The organism is Halomonas flagellata, assembly GCF_022487945.1.
Lineage (GTDB): Bacteria > Pseudomonadota > Gammaproteobacteria > Pseudomonadales > Halomonadaceae > Halomonas > Halomonas flagellata.
This window is the reverse complement of record NZ_JAKVPY010000001.1, coordinates 1-24,206: the sequence shown is the minus strand read 5'-3', so window position 1 is coordinate 24,206 and position 24,206 is coordinate 1. Positions and strand designations below refer to the sequence as shown.

Annotated in this window: 25 protein-coding genes and 1 tRNA gene; 4 read left to right on the top strand and 22 right to left on the bottom strand. The window is 67.5% G+C overall.

The features are described from left to right. Positions 1 to 18 precede the first annotated feature (18 nt). From MKP05_RS00130 to cobT, 7 genes are read right to left on the bottom strand one after another with little or no spacing between them, the layout of a single operon-like run. A complete protein-coding gene (locus MKP05_RS00130; protein WP_240566513.1) occupies positions 19 to 471 on the bottom strand; it encodes a bifunctional adenosylcobinamide kinase/adenosylcobinamide-phosphate guanylyltransferase in 453 nt (150 codons plus the stop codon). Then, entirely contained in the window at positions 423 to 1,064 is a 642-nt protein-coding gene (locus MKP05_RS00125) for a histidine phosphatase family protein (protein ID WP_240566512.1), read from the bottom strand. Before MKP05_RS00125 ends, MKP05_RS00130 begins: the two co-directional genes overlap by 49 nt. Beyond that, the gene (gene cobS, locus MKP05_RS00120; protein WP_240566510.1) at positions 1,016 to 1,786 is read right to left on the bottom strand and encodes an adenosylcobinamide-GDP ribazoletransferase; all 771 of its coding nucleotides are present in this window, start codon (positions 1,784 to 1,786) and stop codon (positions 1,016 to 1,018) included. The genes MKP05_RS00125 and cobS overlap by 49 nt, the downstream gene beginning before the upstream one ends. After that, a complete protein-coding gene (locus MKP05_RS00115) occupies positions 1,783 to 2,316 on the bottom strand; it encodes a bifunctional adenosylcobinamide kinase/adenosylcobinamide-phosphate guanylyltransferase (RefSeq protein ID WP_240566509.1) in 534 nt (177 codons plus the stop codon). Before MKP05_RS00115 ends, cobS begins: the two co-directional genes overlap by 4 nt. Further along, a complete protein-coding gene (gene cobD, locus MKP05_RS00110) occupies positions 2,313 to 3,404 on the bottom strand; it encodes a threonine-phosphate decarboxylase CobD (protein WP_240566508.1) in 1,092 nt (363 codons plus the stop codon). Before cobD ends, MKP05_RS00115 begins: the two co-directional genes overlap by 4 nt. Then, positions 3,401 to 4,381: an adenosylcobinamide-phosphate synthase CbiB gene (gene cbiB, locus MKP05_RS00105; RefSeq protein WP_240566507.1), complete on the bottom strand. Its 981-nt coding sequence runs from the start codon at positions 4,379 to 4,381 to the stop codon at positions 3,401 to 3,403. Before cbiB ends, cobD begins: the two co-directional genes overlap by 4 nt. Next, positions 4,378 to 5,427 (bottom strand): nicotinate-nucleotide--dimethylbenzimidazole phosphoribosyltransferase, encoded by a 1,050-nt coding sequence (gene cobT, locus MKP05_RS00100; RefSeq protein ID WP_439108959.1) that lies wholly within the window; start codon positions 5,425 to 5,427, stop codon positions 4,378 to 4,380. The genes cbiB and cobT overlap by 4 nt, the downstream gene beginning before the upstream one ends. 130 nt (positions 5,428 to 5,557) lie before the next feature. Here cobT and MKP05_RS00095 point away from each other — a divergent pair, with 130 nt between their 5' ends. Continuing rightward, on the top strand, positions 5,558 to 6,646 hold the full coding sequence (locus MKP05_RS00095) for a PA0069 family radical SAM protein (RefSeq protein WP_240566506.1): 1,089 nt from the start codon (positions 5,558 to 5,560) through the stop codon (positions 6,644 to 6,646). A 12-nt stretch (positions 6,647 to 6,658) separates the two neighbouring features. Here MKP05_RS00095 and MKP05_RS00090 read toward each other — a convergent pair whose 3' ends face one another. The 15 genes from MKP05_RS00090 to MKP05_RS00020 form a co-directional block, all read right to left on the bottom strand. After that, positions 6,659 to 7,654 (bottom strand): zinc-dependent alcohol dehydrogenase family protein, encoded by a 996-nt coding sequence (locus MKP05_RS00090; protein ID WP_240566505.1) that lies wholly within the window; start codon positions 7,652 to 7,654, stop codon positions 6,659 to 6,661. 105 nt (positions 7,655 to 7,759) lie between these two features. Beyond that, positions 7,760 to 8,623 carry a DUF2797 domain-containing protein gene (locus MKP05_RS00085; protein WP_240566503.1) on the bottom strand — a complete coding sequence of 288 codons (864 nt, stop codon included), beginning with the start codon at positions 8,621 to 8,623 and terminating at the stop codon, positions 7,760 to 7,762. Continuing rightward, complete coding sequence (locus MKP05_RS00080; RefSeq protein ID WP_240566502.1) at positions 8,607 to 8,891, bottom strand: YeaC family protein; 285 nt, start codon at positions 8,889 to 8,891, stop codon at positions 8,607 to 8,609. Before MKP05_RS00080 ends, MKP05_RS00085 begins: the two co-directional genes overlap by 17 nt. A 12-nt stretch (positions 8,892 to 8,903) precedes the next feature. Next, positions 8,904 to 9,755, bottom strand: coding sequence for a rhomboid family intramembrane serine protease (locus tag MKP05_RS00075; protein ID WP_240566500.1), 852 nt, complete (start codon positions 9,753 to 9,755; stop codon positions 8,904 to 8,906). Between the two features lie 178 nt (positions 9,756 to 9,933). Next, the gene (locus MKP05_RS00070) at positions 9,934 to 10,920 is read right to left on the bottom strand and encodes a metallophosphoesterase (RefSeq protein ID WP_110282799.1); all 987 of its coding nucleotides are present in this window, start codon (positions 10,918 to 10,920) and stop codon (positions 9,934 to 9,936) included. A 19-nt stretch (positions 10,921 to 10,939) separates the two neighbouring features. After that, positions 10,940 to 11,836 (bottom strand): NAD(+) kinase, encoded by an 897-nt coding sequence (locus tag MKP05_RS00065; RefSeq protein ID WP_240566498.1) that lies wholly within the window; start codon positions 11,834 to 11,836, stop codon positions 10,940 to 10,942. A gap of 63 nt (positions 11,837 to 11,899) precedes the next feature. Next, positions 11,900 to 12,094, bottom strand: coding sequence for a hypothetical protein (locus tag MKP05_RS00060; RefSeq protein ID WP_338072333.1), 195 nt, complete (start codon positions 12,092 to 12,094; stop codon positions 11,900 to 11,902). Continuing rightward, positions 12,060 to 13,739: a glycerol-3-phosphate dehydrogenase/oxidase gene (locus MKP05_RS00055; protein WP_240566497.1), complete on the bottom strand. Its 1,680-nt coding sequence runs from the start codon at positions 13,737 to 13,739 to the stop codon at positions 12,060 to 12,062. Before MKP05_RS00055 ends, MKP05_RS00060 begins: the two co-directional genes overlap by 35 nt. Before the next feature lie 143 nt (positions 13,740 to 13,882). Further along, positions 13,883 to 15,625 carry an ABC transporter substrate-binding protein gene (locus tag MKP05_RS00050; RefSeq protein WP_240566496.1) on the bottom strand — a complete coding sequence of 581 codons (1,743 nt, stop codon included), beginning with the start codon at positions 15,623 to 15,625 and terminating at the stop codon, positions 13,883 to 13,885. Positions 15,626 to 15,682: 57 nt separating this feature from the next. Next, positions 15,683 to 15,955 (bottom strand): DUF2160 domain-containing protein, encoded by a 273-nt coding sequence (locus tag MKP05_RS00045; RefSeq protein WP_110281968.1) that lies wholly within the window; start codon positions 15,953 to 15,955, stop codon positions 15,683 to 15,685. Between the two features lie 16 nt (positions 15,956 to 15,971). Next, the gene (locus MKP05_RS00040) at positions 15,972 to 16,865 is read right to left on the bottom strand and encodes a carbohydrate ABC transporter permease (protein WP_110281969.1); all 894 of its coding nucleotides are present in this window, start codon (positions 16,863 to 16,865) and stop codon (positions 15,972 to 15,974) included. A gap of 1 nt (position 16,866) precedes the next feature. Continuing rightward, positions 16,867 to 17,748, bottom strand: a complete 882-nt coding sequence (locus MKP05_RS00035) for a carbohydrate ABC transporter permease (RefSeq protein ID WP_110281970.1) — start codon at positions 17,746 to 17,748, stop codon at positions 16,867 to 16,869. Beyond that, complete coding sequence (locus tag MKP05_RS00030; RefSeq protein WP_240566495.1) at positions 17,741 to 18,841, bottom strand: ABC transporter ATP-binding protein; 1,101 nt, start codon at positions 18,839 to 18,841, stop codon at positions 17,741 to 17,743. The genes MKP05_RS00035 and MKP05_RS00030 overlap by 8 nt, the downstream gene beginning before the upstream one ends. Before the next feature lies 1 nt (position 18,842). Next, a complete protein-coding gene (locus tag MKP05_RS00025; protein WP_240566494.1) occupies positions 18,843 to 19,931 on the bottom strand; it encodes an ABC transporter ATP-binding protein in 1,089 nt (362 codons plus the stop codon). Between the two features lie 365 nt (positions 19,932 to 20,296). Beyond that, a complete protein-coding gene (locus MKP05_RS00020; protein ID WP_110281973.1) occupies positions 20,297 to 20,812 on the bottom strand; it encodes a YqaE/Pmp3 family membrane protein in 516 nt (171 codons plus the stop codon). A gap of 330 nt (positions 20,813 to 21,142) precedes the next feature. On the opposite strand from MKP05_RS00020, the gene MKP05_RS00015 reads away from it, so the two are divergent. From MKP05_RS00015 to ltrA, 3 genes are all read left to right on the top strand, one after another. Further along, positions 21,143 to 21,550: a CBS domain-containing protein gene (locus MKP05_RS00015; RefSeq protein ID WP_240566493.1), complete on the top strand. Its 408-nt coding sequence runs from the start codon at positions 21,143 to 21,145 to the stop codon at positions 21,548 to 21,550. Between the two features lie 1,112 nt (positions 21,551 to 22,662). After that, positions 22,663 to 22,736 (top strand) — tRNA-Gly (locus MKP05_RS00010). 32 nt (positions 22,737 to 22,768) lie between these two features. Beyond that, complete coding sequence (ltrA, locus tag MKP05_RS00005; protein ID WP_240566492.1) at positions 22,769 to 24,091, top strand: group II intron reverse transcriptase/maturase; 1,323 nt, start codon at positions 22,769 to 22,771, stop codon at positions 24,089 to 24,091. Positions 24,092 to 24,206 lie beyond the last annotated feature (115 nt).

Genomic DNA, 24,206 nt, shown 5'->3' with positions numbered 1-24,206 from the left:
CAACCCCACCGGGGGGCGTCAACGCGCGTCTGCCCCGGGCTTGACCTGGCGCAGCCGCTGCACCAGGCCATGGCGCACATACCACACCGCCTCACTGCGCTCGGCGACGTCCTGGGCCAGCCAGCCGGTCAGGTCGCGCAGGCGGCGCTCCTCGACGGCCATGGGCACGATGCCGCGCCCCATCTCCGGCAGGATCACCACCACCTCGACCGCTCTCTCCCGCTCGGCATCGGCGAAGGCATCGAGCGTCTGCTCCCACTCGCGGCGCAGCCCGTCGTCGGTCCGGGTGGCCAGTGCCGCCTCGATCCAGCCCGCCCAGCCGGTCACGACCAGCGGCTCGCCGCATATCGCCGTCTCGCGCCACCCCTCCAGCGGCGTGCCGGGCTCGAGCCGATGCCAGCGCGCCACGGGGAAGCGCTCGCTTACCGTGTCGCGCTTGCCGGCGCAGGCACCGCCGATGAAGAGCTGCATTGCCAGCCTCCTGTCCGGTAGACGAAAACGAACCGCCGCCCCTGGGCCTGCCCCACGCTGCCCCCCCAGAAGTCGATCGCCTCGAAACGCCTGCGTAGCTCGCGAATGACCCCGCCATGGGTCATCGCCAGCACCCGGCGGTGTCCGCCGGCCTCGGCGGCCACGAGCAGCTCGACCAGCCACGCCGCCAGACGCTCGCGCAGGGCGGCGGCGGACTCGCCATTCGGCGGCGCCCTCTCGCCCTGGCTGTCGATCCACTCGCGATACGCCGCCATCTCCTTGAGCTCGGCGTAACATCGGCCCTCGAAATCGCCGAAGTCGAGTTCGCGCAGCCGGGCATCGAAGCGTGTCTCGACCTCGGACTCCCGCCCCTCGAGCACATGGGCCAGGGTCTGGCGACAGCGGGTCAGGTCACTGCAGTGGACGACGTCGAAGCGCTCTCCGGCCAGGAAGTCGCGGAGCCGATCCATGTCCGGGCGTGCCTCGGGCAACATCAGCGGAATATCGCGCTGCCCCTGGTAACGCCGCTCCCGATTCCATGCCGTCAGCCCGTGGCGAACCACCACCAGCTCCAGGCGATCAGCAACAGCCATAGTTCTCCTCCCTCGATGGCGGCACCGACGATATCACCGTTGATGCCCTTGAAGGCGCGCATCATCACCGCACCATAGATCAGCAGAAAGCTCGGCAGGGCGACCAGCAAGCCGCCGAGCAGCCGCGGCCAGTCCGGCAGCCACGGCAACAGCAGGGCCAGCGGTATCGCCGACAGCCAGAGGTCCCGGCGGCCCAGGTGCGCTTTCCAGGCCCAGGCCAGTCCTTCAGCGCGCGCCGCCGGGGCCAGCACCAGCAGCGCCACCGCACCGAGGCGCCCCAGCGCCGGCACCAGGGCGAGCAGCGCCGGACTGGCTCGCGTCTCCAGCAGCGCCCATAGCAGCATGCCCTTCCAGGCCAGCAGGAAGACCAGCGCCAGGATGGCAAAACTGCCCACTTGCGGATCCTTCATGATCGCCCAGCGCCGCGCCAGGGGCGCATTGCTGCCCAGCGCATCGGCCACGTCCATCAGGCCGTCGAGGTGCAGGCCGCCGGAGAGCGCCACCCACAGGCTGAGCAGCAGCAGCGCCAGCAGCGGCGTGGGGACCCGGTCCTGCAGCCCCACGCTCACCCCGGCCAGGAGGGCGCCGAGCAGCAGCCCCACCAGCGGGTAGCAGCGCACCGCCCAGCGACTGGTGGCCGCATTCCAGGGACACTCGACCGGCACCGGCAAGCGGGTCAGGAACTGGACCGCCAGCAGCAGTCCGTAGCTCGCACTCTTCATGTCACGCCCTTCCAGTCGATGGGCAGGCCGGCGACCACCTCGACCACCCGGTCGGCCTCGCGGGCCAGCTGCCGATGCAGCCGCTGCAGGAAGGCGAGATAGCGCCACACCCCGGGATCCCGCGGCGGCAGATCCTCGTTGAGGTCGTTGGAGACCACCACCAGGGCGATCGACTGCCCCCGGGCCCGGGCCAGCAGTGCGCCCAGCAGGCGTTCGCCCTCCGCCTCCGGGCCTCCCCCGCCGTAGAGCCACTGGCTGGCCCACAGGGTCAGGCAGTCGAGCAGCACGGTGCTGCCGGGCTCGACCCGGGCCAGGGCCTCGTCGATCGCCAGCGGTACCTCCAGGACGAGCCAGCCGGCGCCGCGCTCGCGGCGATGACGGGCGATGCGTGCCGCCATCTCGTCGTCCGAGGCCCGGGCGGTGGCCAGATAGTAACGCTGGCCACCGCGCCCCTGGTGCCACTCCCGGGCCAGCCGCTCGGCGAAGGTGCTCTTGCCGGAGCGCGCCCCGCCGCTGACGAAGGCGATCATCGCGACCGTCTCTCGGCCAGCACCGCCAGCAGCCGATCGTTGTCGGCGCGGCTGCGCAGGGCCAGGCGCAGCCAGCCGCCGTCGAGGCCGGGGAAGTTGCGGGTGTGCCGGGCCAGGATACCGGAGCGAAGCAGCGCCTCGAACAGATCATCGGTCACCGCGGGTCCCTCCGCCGGTTGCACCAGGAAGAAGTTGGCCCGACTCGGGATCACCTCGAGGCCCGCGGCAGAAAGCCCGGCCTGCAGCCGCGGCTGCTCGGTCGCGAACCAGCGCCGGGTGCGGGCGAGGAAGTCGTGATCGGCCAGCAGCGGCGCCACCAGGCTGGCGGCGAGGTGGTTCACGCTCCAGGGCATCTGCAGCGCCCGGGCGCGCGCCACCGTCCCGGCGCTGCCGAGCAGGTAGCCCAGGCGCAGCCCGGGGATGGCGTAGAGCTTGGTCAGCGAGCGCAGCAGGATCAGGTTCGGCCAGGTCGCCAGCAGCGGCGTCAGGCGCTCGTCGGGCGTCACGAAGTCGATGAAGGCCTCGTCGACCACCAGGGTACAGCCCTGCTCGAGGCCGGCCGCCAGCAAGCGCTCGATCGCCCCGCGCGGGATCAGGCTGCCGGTGGGGTTGTTGGGCCGACACAGGAACAGTACGTCGCAGCGTGCCAGGGCCGCCCGGGCGGCCGGCTCGTCCAGCTCGAAGTGCTGCCCTGCCAGGCGGAGCGCATCGACCGGGAGGCCATGGTGGCGGCAGGCCCGGGCATACTCCGAGAAGGTCGGCTGGACGATGGCGGCCCGACCACCGGCGTGGAGCGCGGCGGCGAGCAGGATCGCCTCGGCCCCGCCGTTGGTCGGCAGCACCTGCGCCGGTGTCACGCCTTCGGCACTGGCGATGGCGGCGCGGGCCTCGCGATACTCCGGGTCGGGGTAGCGGGCCACGCCGGCGAGCGATTCCGCCAGCCGCCCGGGCAGCCAGGCCGGCGGTCCCAGCGGGTTGATGTTGGCACTGAAGTCGAGCACCGCGTGATCGGCGGGCAGGCCGAAGCGGGCCAGCAGTGGCGCCGCCTGGCCGCCATGGCCCGGCCACGGCTCGTCGGGTCGCGTCATGTCAGCCACTCCCTCGTCAGTAGTACCGGCAGCATTACCGCCAGGAACGCCAGCCAGCCCCCATGCATCAGGCGAATCGCCGCGCCGATATGGGCCGCGTGCAGCGCCTCGCGGGGCTCGCCCAGGGTGGCACGATGCGAGGCCACGCCAGCATAGACATTGGTGCCGCCCAGCTGCACGCCCAGCAGCCGGGCCACTATCGACTCGGGCCAGCCGGCATTGGGGCTGGGATGACGCGGCGCCTCGCGGCAGGTGGCGGCCAGGGCGCCACGGGCACGCATGCCGGGCATGCCCCAGGCCGCCAGCCAGATCGCCAGCGCGGTGAGGCGCGCCGGCAGCCAGTTGGCCAGGTCGTCGAGTCTCGCCGAGGCGTAGCCGAAGTCCGCGTAACGCTCGCTGCGATAGCCGACCATGGAGTCGAGGGTATTGACCGCCTTGTAGGCCAGCGCCAGCGGTGCCCCGCCGAGCAGTGCCCAGAACAGCGGCGCGGTGATGCCGTCGACGGTGTTCTCGGCCACGGTCTCCACCGCGCCCCGGGCGACCTCACCCTCGTCCAGGGCCGTGGTATCGCGGCCGACGATGCCCGCCAGCGCCTGCCGGGCACCCGGCAGGTCGCCCCGCGCCAGGGGCGAGGCCACCGCCCGGGCGGCATCGCCGAGCCCCTTGATGGCGAGCGTCGTGGCCAGCAGCCAGAGCTCCGCCGCCAGCGCCAGCCAGGGACCCAATCGGCCGAGCAGGGTGAGCAGCCCCCAGGCGAGGCCGTAGACGCCGAGCACCACCACCACCGTGAGCAGCGCGCCCCGGTAACGCCGCGCCCGGGCCGAACCGCGGTTCCAGGCCCGCTCGAGCCGGGCGATCACTCGCCCCATGCCCACCACCGGATGGGGCAGCCGGTGCGGGTCGCCAACCAGCAGGTCGACGGCGATGGCCGCCAGCACCAGGGCCAGCAGTGACAGGCCCAGGGGCGCCTGGCTCATGCCCGGTCGCCGCCGGCCACGCCGGCGTCGGCAAAGGTCGCCATCTCCGCCAGCATGCGGCAGGCGGCGTCCAGCAGCGGAAAGGCCAGCGCCGCCCCGGTGCCCTCGCCCAGCCGCAGGTCGAGGTCGAGCAGCGGCTCGGCGTCGAGCGCCGCCAGGGCCACGTCATGGCCCGGCTCCCGGGAGCGATGGCCGAAGACCAGGTAGTCGCGCACGTCCGGTTCGCGCCGGCAGGCCACCAGGGCCGCCAGGGTGGCGATGAAGCCGTCGACCAGCAGTGGCACCCGGCGCGCCGCCGCCTCCAGGCAGGCGCCGGTCATGGCGGCGATCTCCAGCCCGCCGAGGCTCGCCAGCACCCCGAGCGGATCGCCGGGGTCGGGGGCGCGGGCGACGATCGCGCCCTCGATCACCGCCCGCTTGTGGGCCAGGCGGACGTCGTCGATGCCGGTGCCACGCCCCACCAGCCGCGCCACCGGTTCGCCGGTCAGCACCGCCAGCACGGCGCTGCTGGCGGTGGTGTTGGCGATGCCCATCTCGCCGATGATCAGGCAGCGACAGCCAGCCGCGACGGCGCGCCCGGCGGCCCGCCGGCCCGCCTCGATGGCCGCCTCGGCCTCGGCCCGGCTCATGGCGTCCCGGCGGGCGAAGTTGGCCGTCCCGGGCCGCACCTTCTCGTCGACGACGCCCTCGCCGGCCACCTCGCTGGCCACGCCGACGTCGATCACCTCGAGCCGCGCCCCGATCCGGCGGGCGAAGACATTGATCGCCGCGCCGCCGGCGACGAAATTGGCCACCATCTGCGCCGTCACCTCCCGGGGAAAGGCGGAGACCCCCTCGTCGGCGATGCCATGATCGGCGGCGAAGACCAGCACACCGGGCGGCGTGACCCGGGGAAAGGGGTCGCCGGTCATCACCGCCAGGTCCACCGCGAGTCGCTCCAGGCGGCCCAGGCTACCCGGCGGCTTGGTCAGGGTGTCGAGGTAGGCACCCACCCGCGCGCCGAGGCGGCGGTCGGGTGCGGCAATGGGCAGGGGGATATCGGTCACGGGGTGGCTCCAGGCAAGTCGTCCATGTCGGGCCGCTCATGTTACCAGAGTCATGGCCGTCCTCCGCGCGACGGCTGGCATCTTGCCGACACCCTCCTATACTGTACAAACAAACAGCACAGGAGCCGCCATGAGCATGAACCGCCACCGCGACGCCAGGGTCCGCAAGGGGCGTGGCGCCACCTTCGACCCGCACAACCGCTTCGCTCCGTCCGTCAGCGAGGCCGTCGACGACGGCTGGTGGCAGGAGGCGGTCCCCGAGCGGCTGGCCACCGAGGTCCGCGACGAGCGCACCCGCAGCGCCCTGTCGTGGAACACCTCGCCCGACCTGCCCTTCGACCGCTCGCTCAACCCCTACCGCGGCTGCGAGCATGGCTGCATCTACTGCTATGCGCGCCCCAGCCACGCCTACTGGGACCTCTCGCCGGGGCTGGACTTCGAGACGCAGCTGATCGCCCGTACCGGGCTCGTCGAACGGCTGCGGGAGGAGCTGTGCAAGCCCGGCTACGTCTGTCGACCGATCAACCTCTCGGGCAACACCGACTGCTACCAGCCGCTGGAGGCCGAGCGGGGAACCACGCGCGCCATCCTGGCACTGCTGCTCGAGTGCCGCCATCCCGTCACCCTGGTGACCAAGAGCGCCCTGATCCTGCGCGACCTCGATCTGCTGCGCGCGCTGGCCGAGCAGCGCCTGGTGCGGGTGATGGTCAGCCTGACCAGCCTCGACAGCGACCTCAAGCGCGCCCTGGAGCCCCGCGCCGCCTCGCCGGAGGCGCGGCTCAAGGTGATCCGCACCCTGGGCGCGGCCGGCGTGCCGGTGGGGACCCTGGTGGCACCGGTGATTCCCGGCCTCACCGACCACGAACTGGAAGGCCTGCTGGAAGCGGCCCGGGAAGCGGGGGCCGCCACCGCGGGCTGGATGCTGCTGCGCCTGCCCCGGGAAGTCGCGCCGCTGTTCGCGGCCTGGCTCGAGGCCCATTACCCCGAGCGGGCCGGCAAGGTGATGAGCCTGATCCGCCAGTGCCGCGGCGGGCTGGACTACGACCCGCGCTTCGGCCACCGCATGCGCGGTCGGGGCGTCTTCGCCGACCTGCTCGAACAGCGCTTCCGGAGGGCCTGCCGGCGGCTCGGCCTGAACAGCCCCGACAGCCCGGCGGCCATGTGCCTCGACACCACCGCCTTCCGACCGCCCCATGCCCAGGGCGAGCTGTTCTCGTAGCCGGCCGGCCAGTCAGGGAATCAGCACCGCGGCCCCGGAGAGCCGCCCCTCGCGCAGGTCGGCGAGCGCCTCGTTGGCCTGTTCCAGGGGGTAGGCACGGGTCTCGGTGCGGATCGGCACGCCGGGGGCCAGGGCCAGGAACTCCTCGCCGTCGCGGCGGGTGAGGTTGGCCACCGACTTCACGCAACGCTCCTCCCACAGCAGGCGGTAGGGAAAGGACGGGATATCGGACATGTGGATGCCACCGGAGACCACCACGCCGCCGGGCCGCACATGGGAGAGCGCGATGGGCACGAGTGCGCCCACCGGGGCAAACAGCAGGGCGGCATCCAGCGGCTCGGGGGGCGCCTCGTCACTGCCCCCTGCCCAGACCGCCCCCAGCCGCAAGGCGAAGGCCTGGGCGGTGGCATCGCCGGGCCGGGTGAAGGCGTGAACCCGCTGGCCGCGCGACACGGCGAGTTGGACGAGGATATGGGCGGCGGCGCCGAAGCCGTAGATGCCGAGCCGACGGGGTTCGTCGCCACCGGCGAGGCGCCAGGTGCGATAGCCGATCAGGCCGGCGCAGAGCAGCGGCGCGGCGGCCTGGGCGTCATCGCCGTGGACGGGAAAGCAGTAGCGGGCGTCGGCCACGCAGAACTCCGCATAGCCGCCGTCGCGGGTATAGCCGGTGAACGCCGCTCGCCCGCAGAGATTCTCGCGCCCGGCCAGGCAGTGCTCGCACTCGCCGCAGGTCCAGCCCAGCCAGGGCACGCCGACCCGCTGGCCGGGTGAAAGCCGCGCGACCTCCTCGCCGAGGGCGGTGACCTCGCCGACGATCTCGTGGCCGGGCACCAGCGGCAGCCGGGGCTCGACGAGCTCGCCATCGACCACGTGCAGGTCGGTGCGACACACCCCGCAGGCCAGCACCCTGAGCTGCACCTCGCCCGGCCCGGGCTCGGGCCGGGGTATCCGCTCCAGCCGCAGCGGCTCCCCCGGCCCATGTAGCCGCATCGCACGCATCTCGTTCATGGCCCCTCCCGCACTTTTTATCCCTACCTCAGGAGCATAATGCAGGCCGTTCGGAAAGGCGTCAGGTATTCCTCCTCCACACGACTCGTGTCCGCACGACCACTTTCAGCTCACCACCACCTCGTAGCCGGTGAACTTGCGCAGGTTGATGACACCGCTGTCGAGGATCAGGTACTGGCCCTTGAGGCCGAGCAGGATGCCGGTGACCAGGGGGTGCTTGTCGAAGTTGTGGGAGACCACCTTGGCGGGAAATTCCAGCACCGGGTACTCGAAGGCGACCGGCGCCTCGTCGAGGGGGCGGATGGCGTCGGCCCCGAAGCGCTCGCGCAGGTTGGCGAGCCCGCTCTCCAGGCGCGCCAGCAGGCGGTCTCGCTCGGCGGCCAGGTCCATGCGCTCGGTCTCCCCCTTGAGCATGGCGCGCCAGTTGGTGCGGTCGGAGACCTCCTCCTTGAACAGCACCTCGACGAAGCCCGACTGCTGGCGGCTATCGACCTCGAGGACCGGCAGCGCCTGTACCGCCCCCTGGTCGAGCCAGCGGGTCGGTATCTGGGTGCGGCGGGTGATGCCCACCTTGAGCCCCGAGGCGTTGGCCAGGTAGACCACATGGGGCTGGAAGCAGTGGCGCTCGCCCCACTCCGGCTCGCGGCAGGTGCCCTCGAAGTAGTGGCAGAGCTCGGGCTTCATGATGCAGGTGTCGCACTGGGCGAGCTTCTTGAAGCAGGGATAGCAGTAGCCCTGGCCGAAGCTCTTCCTGGTCGCCCGGCCGCAGTGGGTACAGGCGATGGCACCGGTCCACTCGAGCGCGAGCGGCCGACCGAGCCGCGCATTGAGGTCGAAGCGATGCTCGCCGGCCCGCAGGGTATAGCGCGCCACCTCTCCCGCAGCGCCGGGGGCGATGGCCAGTTTGGCCAGGCAGCCCTGCAGCGGGGTGACGGCATCGATCAGGGTCGTATCAGTCACGTCCGGCATCCCGGGCCAGGCCCGCGAGTTCCGGCGACACGCCGGCCCCGCTGCCGGCCCCGCCACAGGTGCGCTGCTGGAGATAGCCGACCCGCTGCTCCTCGGGCACCTGGTTCTCCGCTTCGTAGCGGATCACCGCCTCGAGGCAGAGCTCGGTCTGCTCGGCGGTCAAGCGGCGGCCGTCCGGCCACTTGCGCAGGGCCACGGCCTGCTTGAGGCCGTCGTAGATGGCGGGCGTCATCTGCTGGATCATGCGCTCGAAGGTCATGTCGCTCATCAGCGTGTTCTCTCAATGGTGGCGGCGGGCACGCCCGGAATGATACCAGCCCAGCACCAGGCCCACGACCAGCCCGCCCAGGTGGGCCTCGTTGGCGACATTGCCGAAGCCCACGACGGCGGCCATGTCGGTCATGGTAAAGAGCATCCAGCCGAGCATGAAGACCACCAGCATCTGCGGCACGAAGAAGCCGCTGCGCGGCGCCCGGCGCGACATCAACCACACATAGCCGAGCAGCGCGAAGTCGACCCCGGACATGCCGCCGAACAGCACCGTGCCGGTGGCGTACTGGGCCAGGTTGGCACCGATGCCCGCGGTGAGCAGGATCGTCAGCATTCGCCCGCTGCCCTGCAGCACTTCCACCTGACGGCCGAAGTACCACAGCCACAGCATGTTGAAGATCAGGTGCATCCAGCCGAAATGCAGGAAGGCCGGCGACAGCAGCCGCCACACCTGCCCCGCGGCGAGCGCCTCGCCCAGGGTGCCGAAGGCCAGGCCACCGTTGACCACACCGAGCGGCACGATGGCCAGTGCGGCGATGACCCTGTCGCCGAGCACCCCCATCACGGCGAACACCAGCAGACAGAGGGCGAGCGTGGCAGCGGCCACGGGTGCCTGGCGGAAGGGAACCATCAGGCTCTTGCCGCCGGCGGGTGCGGTGCGGCGCCGTTCCGGCATCAGCGACTCGCCGCGCTGCCAGCGCTCGAGCAGACGCAGCATCGCCTCGTGCTGGGCCGGATCGACCAGCCACAGCACCTGCCCCTCCGTCTCCTCGGTGAAGCGGTGGCCGATGCGGTGGGCCCACAGCGCCCGGCGCAGATCGCGGGTATCGGCATCATGGGGCAGCAGGATTACCCGGTACATGGCGACTCCAGCAGTTGTCGGTCCTGGTCTTGCGGCACGCCGGGGACGCGCACAGAAAAAATCCGGCGGAGGGAGCCGCCGGACAAGAGCAAGGGATCATTCAAGGGAACACTTACTCTGATGGCCTTGACGCCCGCGAGTTCAGTCCGTCGTCGGAATTTTCGAGTAAAGAATTGTATCAATCGAAATCGATCTCCCAGGGCTGTGGCCGGGCCTGCTCCTCCCGCGGCACGCGGATCCACACGAAGTGGTTGGCATCCAGCCGGCGCTCGCCGCTCCAGCGATAGGCCACCAGGCGGCCGAACTTGACCGCACTGTAGTCCAGGCAGGCGACATTGGCCGCCGGCAGCGCCGGAATCCCCTCGCACCAGTAGTGGCCGATGAACAGCGGCGGCTCCTCGGGGCCATAGTGGCTGAGGCGCGCGCGCTCCTCGGGGGAAAGCGGGCGCCGTTCCAGGTCGCCCGGCAGGTTGTCGGGCTGAAACACCACGTCGCCCCAGGTCTGCGGCTCGCGGGCCCAGAAGTGGGCGCGGAAGCTGCGCCGGGTGAAGCCGTCGCCGGAGTGGATCTCCACCCCCTCGGGCAGCGGGATATGGATACCGCGGGTGAGCCGGTCGAGGATGCGGAAGGCTCGGGTACCGGGCGTCACCGACTCCGCCAGGAACTCCTCGTCGATACGGCCATCGGGGAAATCGCGCCGCAGCGCATCGATCAGCGGCTGGTCCCAGCAGGCGTGGACCACCCGCAGGCCATCGCGCTCGAGGCAGAGCGGAATCTCCAGGAACCAGGCCAGCGCCTCCTCCCACTCCTGGGGGTGGTCGCGGAACTGCTCCAGGGTCTCCTGGATGATGCGGTTGTGGCGCGGCGTATGCTCGCGCAGCCATTCCCGGCCGAGGCCAGTGGGCGCTCGATGGCAGTAGGCCAGGGCGTTGACCTCGTGGTTACCCATGACGATGAAGGCCTCGCCCTCCTCCACCATTCGCCGGGCGATGGTCACCGCCAGGCGGATGCGCGGCCCGCGATCGATCAGGTCACCGAGGAAGATCACCCGGCGGCGCGGATGGCGGTAGACCCCGCCGCGCTGGTGGTAGCCGAGCTTCTCGAGCAGGGCCGCCAGCGTGGCGCCGCAGCCGTGCACGTCGCCGATCAGGTCGTAGCCTTCGATCCTGGCCTGTGTCTTCACGTCAGTCCCCCAGGCGGTTGCTCCAGCCCAGCTTGCTGCGCAGGACCTCGTAGAAATTGTGACCGAGGGGATGCACCAGTTGCACCCGCTGGGGCTTGCGACGGATCACCAGCACATCGTCGGGCTTGGCCACCGCGCGGGTCTGACCGTCGCAGCTGATGTGGGGGTAGGTCTGGTTGGTCTCGCCGATGTGCACGCGGATCTCGCTGGCGGCATCGATGACGATGGGCCGGCTCGACAGGGTGTGGGGGAACATCGGCACCAGGGTCACCACGTCGAGCTTGGGGTGCATGATGGGCCCGCCACCGGAGAGCGAGTAGGCGGTGGAGCCGGTGGGCGTGGCCACGATCAGGCCGTCGCTGCGCTGGCTGTAGACGAACTGGCCGTCGATGAACAGCTCGAACTCGATCATGCGCACGGCCTTGCCGGGATGGATCACCACCTCGTTGAGGGCATCGCCGCTGCCCGACAGCACGCCGTCGCGATACAGTTCGGCATCCAGCAGGAAGCGCTCCTCCACCTCGTAGCGCCCCTCGAGCACCCCGCCGACCCGCGCCTCGAGTTCTCCGGGAGAGATATCGGTGAGAAAGCCCAGGCGCCCGCGATTGACGCCCAGCACCAGGGTACCGCTATGACAGAGGGTGCGGGCGGCGCCCAATAGGCTGCCGTCGCCGCCGACCACGATCACCAGGTCGCAGAGCTCGCCGAGCATGCGCCGGCTGGCTTCGGGATGGCCGTGATCGAGCAGTACCGTGGCGGTGCGATCCTCGATGATGACGTGATAGCCGCTCTCGTCGAGAAAGCGGAGCAGACGCTTGAGGGTGTCGACCACCCTGGCGCTGCCCAGACGACCGATCAGGCCGATGTTCCTGAAACCACCACTCTTGCTCGATTGCATGCGCACGCCTCTCGCTTCGCGGCCGCTCATTATGGGGGCTGGCCGCAGGGCGGGCAAACAGCCTCAGGCCGTGGCGGGCGAGCGTCGACGGAGCCACCACTCGTTGAGCGCCAGTGAGGCGAGGATGATCGCCCCGCCCAGCGCCAGGCGCACCAGCTCGGCGTCGCGATTCCAGAGCACCAGGTTGACGGCGAGCCCGGCAGGGAGTGCAACGCCTCGCCCCCTAGCCGCCCCGGGGGGCGGCGTGAGCTGCGCCATCCCCCTCGCTCTCCGGGGCGGCGTTCACGGGCAGTGGATCGCCCTCCTCGGCCAGGTACTCCGCGAGGCGCGCCTGCGCCTGGTCGCCGAAGAGGATCTCGCAGGCTTCCTCCAGTCCGGGTGAGCGCCGGATGGTCTCCTCCGGCACCACCAGGGCGATCTTGGAGCGCCGGCGCAGGAAGTCCTCCAGGCGGGTGACCATCTCGCGGCGCCGGGCCTGGCGCAACTCGCAGCGCAGGTATTCGGTGCCCTCGATCAGCACCTCCCCCTGGCGCGGGTCCTGGCGAATGTCCTCGAGCATCTCCACGGCCTGGGCGCCATAGCGACGCCACAGCCGAAGGCTGAGCGGCTCGGAGGCGTGGGCGGCGGTCATCGCATCGAGCTCCATCAGCCGTGCCTGGTGCATGAAGGCCTCCCGGACCGCGGCCGGTGGTTCGCCGTACCAGCGGTAATCGGGATGGGGCACCGTCACCCCCAGCCGGCGCACCTCTTCGACGACCTCCTCCCCGACGTTGAGGCAGTCGGTGAGCTTGCCGCCGAAGATGCTCAGGTGCCGCGTCTCGTGGTCGATGTCGATGGCGTGCTTGCGCGACAGGTTGAGGAAGTCGCGGTCGTCGCCACCACTGGGCTTCACCGCCAGGGGCCGCACGCCGCAGCGGGTGGAGATGATGTCCTCCTTGCCCAGTGGCTTGTCCAGTTCGAGGCGCTTGTTGATGTTGTCGAGGACGAACCGCACGTCCTCCTCGGTGACCTCGACCTCGGGCCGATCCACGCGCGTGTCGGTGGTACCGATGCAGGTGCGCATGCCCATGGGAATCACGAAGAACAGCCGCCCGTCGTCGGCGAAGAAGGCCAGCACCCGCTTGCTGTCGGTCAACCGCGGTACGATCAGGTGGATGCCCTTGGAAAAGACATGCCGGTGTTCGGTGTGCTGACCGGAGAGGCGATTGTGCTGGTCGACCCAGGGCCCCGCGGCGTTGATCAGCACCTTCGAGCAGATCGTGAAGGTGGCACCGTCCATGCGATCCCGTACCTCGGTGACCCAGTGATCGCCCTCGCGCCGGGACCCCAGCGACTCCACGTAGTTGGCCGCCACGGTGCCGAAATCCAGCGCCCCGCGCACGAAATTGAAAACGAAGCGCGCGTCGTTGTCGTGGAGATAGGCATCGGAGTACTCGAAGCCACCCCGGGCGTTTCGCGTATCGATGATCGGCTCCCGGGCCTTGATGTCGGCGGGGCGGAGGAAATGGGGGCGGCGCGTGAAGGCGCTGCCCATCAGCCAGTACAGCCAGGTGCCGGCCCAGGGGTAGAGCGGGTGGTGGCGAAAGCCCTTGTTGATGGTGGTCAGGAAGCGGATCTCCTGCACCGTGGAGGGGTAGCTGCGGATCAGGTGGTTGCGACTCTTGCACAGCTTGCGGACCAGCTTGAAGTCGCCGCTCTCCATGTACTTGATGCCGCCCCACACCAGGTTGGACGACTGCATGCTGGTGCTGCCGGCGAAGTCTCCCCGGTCGATGAGCGCCACCTTGGCACCCTTGCCGCTAAGCGCCGCGGCGGCGGAGGCGCCGTTGATGCCCCCGCCGATGACCAGCGCATCGAAATCCCGGTCGCGCAGCTTGCGAATGTTGCTCTCACGTAGTTGCATGTCTGGCCCTTTTGCAAAGTAAGAGGCCCCGCTCGGCGTGCACCGAGCGGGGCCCTGGGTCCCGTTCAGGCAACCGGTCACACGTCTCGAGTCGGCCCCGGGACAGCCGGGGCGCAGGGCGGGTCAGGCGACCCGCCCGGTCATCAGTCGCGCGAACCGGTGGCCATCCACGCCTCCATCATCTCGTCGTAGGGGACGGTGGTGCCCTGGGGCATCTCGTCGTCGAGCCTGGCCTTGGGCGAACCCGGCTGGGAGAGCCAGGTCTCGGGGTCCTGCTCCTCGTTGAGGTTGGGCGCGTAGGATTCGAAGACCCGTGCCCGGGCCAGGCGCGCCATGATGCTGTCGAGATCCCCGGCCAGGTTGTCCAGCGCCTCCTGGGGCGAGATCTCGCCGTTCACCGCCGGCGCCAGGTTCTGCCACCACAGCGGCGCCATGCGTGGGTAGTCCGGCACGTTGGTGGAGGACGGCGTCCAGTTGGACTCGTTGGGGCTGCGATAGAACTCGACCAGGCCACCCAGTTGCGGCGCCATCTCGGTCATCTGCTCGGAGAAGATGTCGGACTCGCGGATCGGCGTGAGCCCGGCCATCAGCTTCTCCAGGGAGACCGTCTTGGAGACGGTGAACTGGGCGAAAAGCCAGGCGGCGGTCCGGCGATCCTCGGGCGTGGAATCGAAGAAGGTCCAGGACCCCACGTCCTGGTAGCCGACCTTCATGCCCTCCTCCCAGTACGGCCCCACGGGCGACGGCGCCATGCGCCACTTGGGCGTGCCGTCCTCCTCGGTGACGGGAAGGCCGGGATCGGTCATGTCGGCAGTGAAGGCGGTATACCAGAAGATCTGCTGGGCGATGTTGCCCTGGGCGGGTACCGGCCCGGCCTCACCGAAGGTCATGCCGCTGGCCTCGGGGGGCGCGTACTTCTCCAGCCAGTCGACCATCTTGGTCACGGCGAACACCGCAGCCGGGGAGTTGGTAGCACCGCCACGGCTCACGCTGGCGCCCACCGGCTGGCTCTCCTCGTTGACCCGGATCCCCCAGTCGTCCACCGGATTGCCGAACGGCACCCCGGGGCTGCCCATACCGGCCATCGAGAGCCAGGAGTCATGGAACCGCCAGCCAAGCGACGGGTCACGACGCCCATAATCCATGTGGCCGTAGACCTTGCTGCCGTCGATCTCGCCGACATGCTCGGTGAAGAACTCGGCGATATCCTCATAGGCGGTCCAGTTGGTCGGCACGCCCAGGTCGTAGCCATAGATCTCGCGGAACTGCTCCTGGAGATCCTCGCGCTCGAACCAGTCATGGCGGAACCAATAGAGGTTGGCGAACTGCTGGGTGGGCAACTGGTAGATGCTGCCATCGGGGCCGGTGGTGTACTGGATGCCGATGAAATCCTCGAGATCCAGCGTGGGCAGGGTGAAATCGGACCACTCGTTCTCCATCGCCTCGGAGATATTGATGGTGGTGCCATAGCGAATATGCGTACCGATGGCATCGGAGTCATTGACATAGCCATCGTAGATGTTGCGCCCCGACTGCATCTGGGTCTGCATGTTGTTGACCACATCACCCTCGCCGATGATGTTATGGGTCACCTCGATCCCCGTTAGTTCGCCGAAGGCCTCGGCCAGCACATCTCGCTCGTAGATATGCGTGGTCAGCCCCTCGGCGACGGTCTTGATCTCCATGCCGCGGAAGGGCTCGGCCGCCTTGGCGAACCACATCAGCTCGGCGATCTGCTCCTCGCGGGTCAGGGTCGAGTCCTGGAAATGCTCGTCGACCAGGCGCTCGGCGATGGCCCGGGCATCGTGGTTGTCGGCGTGCAGGGCGGTGCTCGCCAGCATCACGCCGGCCGCCAGTAACGAGAGTCGCATTGTTATCGGTTTCATATTGACCTCTTGGGTTGTCGGGGTTCGTCCGTGAACGAGTGACTCCATGATCTTCGCTCAGCCCCAGCGCAGTAGTACCAGCAACCACAGCACCGATGCCGCCAGGGCCAGCCAGATGCTCAGCGGGGTGAAGCCCACCACCCCCAGGTGGATATAGGCAGCGGAAAGCAGGCCGATGAAGAGGCGGTCGCCCCGCGTGGTCGCGATGGGGAGAAACCCCTTGCGCTCCACACTCGGGGAGACGACCTCCCAGGCCGTCATGCCGACCAGCATGGCGGCGATGACCGAGAAGAAGACCGCGGTGGGAACTGTCCATACCATCCATTCCATTACGCCATCCTCCGGTTCAGGTACGGCCCAGGGCGAAGCCCTTGGCGATGTGGTTGCGAACGAAGTAGACCACCACGATGCCCGGCAGGATGGTCAGGGTTCCCGCGGCCGCAAGCGTTCCCCAGTCGATGCCGGAGGCGCCCTTGGTCTGGGTCATGACCGAGGCGATGGGCTGAGCGCCCGTGGAAGTCAGGGTGCTGGCCAGCAACAGCTCGACCCAGGAGAACATGAACAGGAAGAACAGGGTCACGCCGATGCCGGAACTGATCATGGGGATGAATATCTTCACGAAGAACTTCGGGAAGCTGTAGCCGTCGATGAAGGCCGTCTCGTCGATCTCCTTGGGCACGCCACTCATGAAGCCCTCGAGGATCCACACCGCCAGCGGGATGTTGAACAGGCAGTGGGCGAGTGCCACGGCGATATGGGTATCGAACAGCCCGACGGTGTAGTAGAGCTGGAAGTAGGGCAGCAGGAACACCGCCGGCGGCGCCATCAGGTTGGTCAGCAGCCAGAAGAAGAGATGCTTGTCGCCGATGAACTGGTAGCGGCTGAAGGCGTAGGCGGCCGGCAGGGCCACCGCGAGGCTGATCACCATGTTCATCATCACATAGGTGATGGAGTTGACGTAGCCCATGTACCAGTTGGGATCGGTGAAGATCTTGGCATAGTGCTCCAGCGTGAACGCCTCGGGCCACAGGGTCAGTCCCCCCAGGATCTCGGTATTGGACTGGAAGGACATGTTGAGCAGCCAGTAGACCGGCAGGAGCACGAACAGGATATAGGCGGTCATCAGGGTCCGGCGGCGCCACTGGCGCGAGACCGGACGGGCCTGGCGACGACGCTTGGCATCCGCGGCGGCGGCGCGCTTGCGGACCGCCTCGGGGGTCGTGGGCATGGCTTTGGTCATCTCAGGCCTCCTCGTTCTTGTGGTCTTTCTGCATGTTCATGATGGCGGTGTAGAACACCCAGCTGACCAGCAGAATGATCAGGAAGTAGATCAGGGAAAATGCCGCCGAGGGCCCCAGGTCCTGCTGACCGATCGCCATGGTGGTCAGCGACTGGCTGAGGAAGGTGGTCGAGTTGCCGGGCCCGCCACCGGTGAGCACGAAGGGCTCGGCGTAGATCATGAAGGAGTGCATGAACCGCAGCAGCACGCCGATTACCAGCACGTTGGTGAGCTTGGGCAGCTGAATGTAGCGGAACACGGACCACTTCGAGGCGCGATCGATGCGCGCGGCCTGGTAGTAGGCATCGGGAATGGAACGCAGGCCGCTGTAGCAGAGCAGCGCGATCAGCGGCGTCCAGTGCCAGACGTCCATCAGGATGATGGTCGCCCAGGCGTCCACCGGGCTCGCCGTGATGTTGTAGCCATAGCCCAGCTCGCGCAGGCTCCAGCCCATCAGGCCGATGTCGCCGCGGGTGAAGATCTGCCAGATGCTGCCCACCACGTTCCAGGGGATCAGCAGCGGCATGGTCACCAGGATCAGCACGGCGGAGGCCTGCCAGCCCTTCTTGGGCATGATCAGGGCGATACCGATGCCCAGCGGGACCTCGATGGCCAGCACCGTCAGCGAGAAGGCGAACTGGCGCAGCAGGGCGGCGTGCAACGCCGGGTCGTTGAGCATCTCCCGGAACCACTCGGTGCCCGTGAAGAAGCGGGTGTTGGCGTCGAAGACGTCCTGGACCGAGTAGTTCACCACGGTCATCAGCGGGATGATGGCCGAGAAGGCCACCAGCAGCAGCATCGGGAGAATCAGCCACCACGCTCGATTGTTGTAGACCTTATTCATGGTTGGTCTCCACGCGGTACTCGTCGACGTACAGGCCGACGTGGTTGTCGGGAAAGCGAAGGTAGGCGCGCCCCTCGGGCGGATCCTGGTCCTCTTCGATACGGGCCTTCACGGCGTACTCGCCCAACCGCAGGTAGAGGATCGAGTAGGTGCCCAGGTCCTGGGCGTGCTCGACCGCCGCCTCCATGCCGCCTTCCACCGGCTCGCCGGATACCTCGATGAACTCGGGACGGATACCCAGCTTGACGTTGCGCGAGCGGGCACCGGCCACGGCCTCCCGCAGGCGCGTGCCGACGGCGATGGGGGTTTCGCCGGCCATGACCCGATCGTCCCGGGTCGAGACCTCGAGGAAGTTCATCCCGGGGCTGCCGATGAAGTAGCCGACGAAGGTGTGATTCGGCCGCTCGAAGAGTTCCCGGGGCGTGCCGAACTGCACCACCTGCCCCTCGTACATCACCGCGATCTTGTCGGCGAAGGTGGAGGCCTCGAGCTGGTCGTGGGTCACGTAGACCATGGTGAGGTTGAAGCGCTGGTGGATCTCCTTGAGCTTGCGACGCAGCTTCCATTTGAGCTGCGGGTCGATCACCGTGAGCGGCTCGTCGAAGAGGATCGCGGAGACGTCGTCGCGCACCAGGCCACGCCCCATGGAGACCTTCTGCTTCTCGTCGGCGGTGAGGTTCTTGGCCTTGCGCCTGAGCTGGCCCGTGAGCTCCAGCACGTCGGCCACCTCCATGACTCGCTCGCGCACCCGTGCCTCGGGCGTCTTCACGTTGCGCAGGGGGAAGGCCAGGTTGTCGTAGACCGTCATGGTGTCGTAGATGACCGGGAACTGGAAAACCTGGGCGATGTTGCGCGCCTCCGGGGGCAACGAGTTGACCCGCTCGCCGTCGAAGAGCACATCACCGCTGGAGGGCTCCAGCAGCCCGGAGATGATGTTGAGCAGGGTCGACTTGCCGCAGCCCGAGGGGCCGAGCAGGGCATAAGCGCCGCCCTGGTGCCAGACGTGGTTCATCTCGCGGATGGCGTAGTCCTCCGGCGATGCCGGATTGGCCAGGTAGGAGTGGGCCAGGGACTTCAGCGTGATCTCGGCCATGTCAGATGCCTCCCAGGTGGGTCGGGATATGCACCACGGCCCCTTGCCGGTCGAAGGCATAGACCTTGTGGGTCGGGAAGTAGAGGGTCACGGGCGCATCGACGGCAAATTCGTGGACGCCCTCGAGATGTACCGTCATGTTAAAGAGGTCGTTGTGCACGTGAAGGAAGGTCTCGGAGCCGCTGATCTCCGCCAGGTCGACGGTCATCTTCACCTCGATGTCATCCTTGGCCCGGGGGGTCAACGAGAGATGCGAGGCGCGCACGCCGAAGCGATACTCCCCTGGCGGGAGCGAGCGCAGCTCGTCGTTGAGGGGGAAGTGCAGGCGCTTGTCGAAGGTCACCTCGGACCCGGAAATGATCCCCCGCACGATGTTGATGGGCGGCTCGGAGAACATCTCGGCGGTCAGGATGTCCCGCGGACGGTGATAGACGTCCTCGGTGCGGCCGTACTGCAGCAGCCGCCCCTCGTGGAGCACCGCGGTATTGCCCCCCAGGGCCAGCGCCTCGGCCGGCTCGGTGGTCGCGTAGACGGCGATGCAGTTGCGCTCGCTGAAGACCGCGCGCAACTCCTCGCGAAACTCCTCGCGCAGCTTGTAGTCCAGGTTGACCAGCGGCTCGTCGAAGAGCACGACGTCGGCGTCCTTGACCAGCGCCCGCCCCATGGCAGTGCGCTGCTGCTGGCCACCGGACAGCTCGAGGGGCAGCCGCGCCAGGAGGTGCTCGATGTGCAGCATCTCGGCGACCTCGCGCACCCTGCGATCGATCTCGCGGCGCTCCACCTTGGCGAGCTTGAGCGGCGAGGCGATGTTGTCGTAGACGCTGAGGCCGGGATAGTTGATGAACTGCTGATAGACCATGGAGACATTGCGCTGGCGCACGGAGCGGCCGGTCACGTCCTCGCCGTCCATCAGCACCCGTCCCCGGGTCGGTGCGTCCAGTCCCGCCATCAGGCGCATCAGGGTGGTCTTGCCGGAAAGCGTACGGCCCAGCAGCACGTTGAACGAGCCGGGCTTGAGCTCCAACTGCACCCCTTCGATGTGAGTGGCTCCACCGACCACGCGGTCGATGTTTTCTAGGATCAGGGACATGGCGTCCTCGTTGTCGTTGTTGTCGAGCTGGATGCGTGAAGCACGCTGTGCTCATGAACAGTGACCGATCCATCCCTCGCGGGGGCCAGGCCAGCTACTGTTCGATTTGCAACACACTCGAGCATTAATGTTCGTTTCCGATAGCGAGATTAGCCCAACCGGTATCCCACGGCAATGCCGAAACACCCCCCAAGCCCCTAGACCTTGGTCTAAAAAAGGCGGGGTATCACATGCTTTTATATGAAAATCAGGCACTAAAGGAAACAGGAGAGATGAGACCTCACGACAAGGGGGAGTCGCCGAGGCCAGACAGCGGAGTTTCGCTTTCGATCAGGAAGGGAATATACGATCACGGCATCGGCGGGTCACCAGCGCCCTTGCCGTCTCAGCCACCAGAGGGCATGGCCGACACCGGGCAGCCAGCCCAGCAACGTGAGCAGCAGGCTCAACGCCACCCGCTGCCCGCCTCCCCGGGAGAGCCCCACGGCAAGCGGGGGCATCAACAGCGCCAGTGCCAGCAGGGCCGCGCGGGGTTCGGGTGACGCCGGCGCCGCGCCGTGCGCCGGACCGCCTGGCACCCGGTCGACTCGCGCACCATCACCGGCGGCGGGAGTGAAATGCTCCACGCCCCGACGTGACTCATGCTCGAGTGCCTTGCGATGAGCGTCGTGATCGATCTTCTGCTCGAGTTCCGAGGCGCCCTCGGCCAGCGCGTCGTGGTAACGCTCCCAGTCCTCCCAGTCATGGGGAGTACCGGCATGAGGACGGTGCTCGCCAGCTTCCCGGGCTCGCGACCAGGCCTTTTCCTCCAGGGTGTTGGGCCGCTCCTCGTCACGCTCTCCACTCAGCCCCTTCCTGGCGAGGTATTCACGGGCATCCACGGTGCGCCTCCATCACTCGATTGAACTCGACTCGGGCCGGGGGCACACCCCGACCACTGATCGGATGTGTAACATATTGGAGCCGATGCCGCTCCCCGGGTTCCGGCGCACCGTACGCCATGCAGGTACGGGCCTCGCGAACCGTTGGTGGAGCCCCTTGCCGATCGCCCTTGGCAACCCCGCGAGTCGGCTATGCTGAACTCGAGACCCGGCTACGGGCCCAGTACGGCGCCGCAGGCAACCAGGCACCCCCGAGAGGAAAAGCCCCGGGACCGACCGGCACGGCCCCCGTAGCAACAGGCAATCATCGCCGGCACAAGGAGACATGCCATGCCCAGCAAGGCCCCCACCACCGTTCGCGAGATCATGTCCCGTGACTGCTACCGGGTCACCGGCAAGACCTCGGTGTCCACCCTGGCCAAAGGCCTGGCACTGCATCGCCTGCCCGGGGTTCCCGTCGTCGACGAACGCGACCACTTGATCGGCTTCATCTCCGAGCAGGACGTGTTGGGCAAGGTACTGGAGAGTTCCTACCTCAACGAAGAGCCGCCGCTGGTCAGCGAGTTGATGCGCAACGAGGTGCTCGCCGTGTCGCCAAACAAGAGCATCACCGACCTCGCCCAGGAGATGCTGGGGGCCAAACCCAAGGTCTACCCGGTGGTCGAGCAGGGTCGCCTGGTCGGCATCGTCACCCGCCGCGACGTACTCAGCGCCGTCCTGCGCATGCGCTACAGCTGACCCCCGCCGACGCCACCCGGTCGGCCGGGTGACGTCGTCGTGTCGGCCGTTGCCCCCTCGGGCGCGCAAAGAAAAAGCCGCCCCGTTTCCGAGGCGGCAAGAATCGATCGAAACTGCGAGCCAGAACAACAGTGTTAGCGACTGCTATCGCATGCTGCTGCCTGTGCCCCCAGTCAGACAGCAACGAAGCGAAAAGTTCTCGAGCGGGGCAAATTTTTCTCTTCCTCCCGCCCCGGCGGCCTGATAGAACAGAAAAACAACCACTTAGCGGATGAGGACCACGAAAAGCACGAGACGGCTTGCAAAGCATAAGCCGTTGGATTTACTATCGAATCCGCCTCGCGGGTGTAGCTCAATGGTAGAGCAGAAGCTTCCCAAGCGTGCGACCAGCTCGGTCGCGTAGGTACGTCAGGCCTTCTCAGGCACGTTGAGATCTGAGGAAATCGGCATTATACCTAGCCCGGCAACACTGCGGGCAACGCGGCCTCAAGCCGTGTGTAGCAATTGTCCGGCCGGCTTGCCGGTAACGGACCAGGTGTCCAACCACCTGTAGCCTAGGAGCAGTGCGGGGCTGGTAACGGCCCGGTGCGGAGCGCTCTGACAATGTAATCACCCTCTCGGGGTCCAGCTGACCCCGCGAGGGGACAGCTGGGATCTTGCTTCCGCAAGCAAGTGAGATGCTAGGCTGGATCGAAGGGTTAGCGTAAGCGAACCGTTTAAAAGCGTCGTCAAGCTGAGCAGGCTTAGGCGGATAAGTGGCCTGTCTGTGGTCGGCTAGGGTATAGCTTGGTTACCCTACGTTGGCATCATGACCACCGGCGCAATGACGGAACCCTCCCGATCCGTGTTGCTGACACGGAACTGGGTAAGACCGACACGGTGTCCCCTCGGGGACTAGCGAGCCGCAAGGCGAAGCGATGCCGTAGCGGTTAAAGGATGGTGGAGAAAGCGAATGCCGGCCTGTAATGGGCCGGATAGGGGATGAAACGATGGCCCCGAGCCGAAAGGCTGCAGACTTCCACCAGGTGGTCTGTCGTTAGACAGACTTGCAGCAATCCCCCAAAGCGAGGGCAGAACACAGCCCTCAACGGGGGTCGTGTTTTGCCCTATGGGCGGGCGTAGCTCAATGGTAGAGCGTTTGGTTCCCAACCAAGTGACGTGGGTTCGATTCCCATCGCCCGCTCCACTTTGGATCTTCCAATCCAAGTGGAGGCAGATATGGACACGGCTACCCGTGATGTCGTCTCCCCCCTCTGGAACGGCTGGCACCACATCGAGTGGCGTCAGGCGCACCAACGGGTCAGGAGACTGCAAGTCCGAATAGCGAAGGCAACCAAGGAGTGCAACTGGCGTAAGGTCAGGCAGCTGCAACGTCTGATCACGCGGTCGACGAGCGCGAAGGCTATTGCCGTCAAGCGAGTCACCTCGAACCGCGGCCACAAGACCCCCGGCGTCGATGGGGAGACGTGGTCTACACCAGAGACGAAGTGGCAGGCAGTGCTATCCCTGAGGGTCAGGGGGTACAAGGCCAAGCCTCTGCGTCGAGTGCATATCCCGAAGGCCAATGGCGGTAAACGCCCCCTGGGCATACCGACCATGCGCGACCGAGCCATGCAGGCCCTACACCTGCTGGCCCTGGAACCCGTGAGTGAATCCACGGGTGACCTCAACTCCTACGGATTCCGGCCCAATCGTTCTACCAAGGACGCGATGGCCCAGTGCTGTAATGCGCTGTCCCGACCCAGTTCCCCGCAATGGGTGTTGGAGGGTGATATCCGTGGCTGCTTCGACAACATCAACCACGAGTGGCTGATCAAGCATGTCCCGATCGACCGGAATATGCTGAGGCAGTGGCTCAAGGCTGGGGTAGTCGACACAGGCCAGCTGTTTCCAACGACGGCAGGCACGCCACAGGGCGGGATCATATCCCCCGTGCTGGCGAACCTGGCACTAGACGGCGTCGAGGAGCTCCTCAGGGAGCGCTTCGCAAGGCGCCGGAAGGTGAACTTCATCCGCTACGCCGACGACTGGATCGTGACTGGGGACTCGAAAGAGACCGTGGAATCGGCCAAGCGTCTGATCAGGGCCTTTCTCATCAAGCGAGGGCTGGAGCTCTCGGAGACAAAGACCCGGATCACTCACATCAGTGAGGGTTTCGACTTCCTGGGATGGACCTTCAGGAAGTTCGGAGGCGACTGGAGGATGGTACCGTCCAAGGGCAGCAAGAAGCGCTTGTACGCGAAGGTCAGGGAGGTGGTCCGGAAGCACAGGACCTCCAAGCAGATCAGCCTGATAGCTGAGCTGAACCCGATCCTCAGGGGTTGGGCGCAGTATCACAAGAACGTGAGTGCAACCCGGACCTTCAATCAAATGGACCACATGGTCTGGCAGGCGCTGTGGAGGTGGGCGCAGCGAAGGCACCCAACCAAGGGGAAACGCTGGATCAAGGCCAGGTACTGGTCGCGAAAAGGCTCCCGGGTATGCGACGTCAACTACTTTGACCGGTCAGCGACAATTAAAATGACCGGCTGGGTGGGATAGTTGTCGTCAGCCTGACGACGCGGTCTGTCCTCCCTGTAATTGACGCTGATAGGCGCGTTTCCGGTAGCTCTCTCCGCTCAGCTCCAGCAGCGTGGCGTGGTGCACCAGCCGGTCG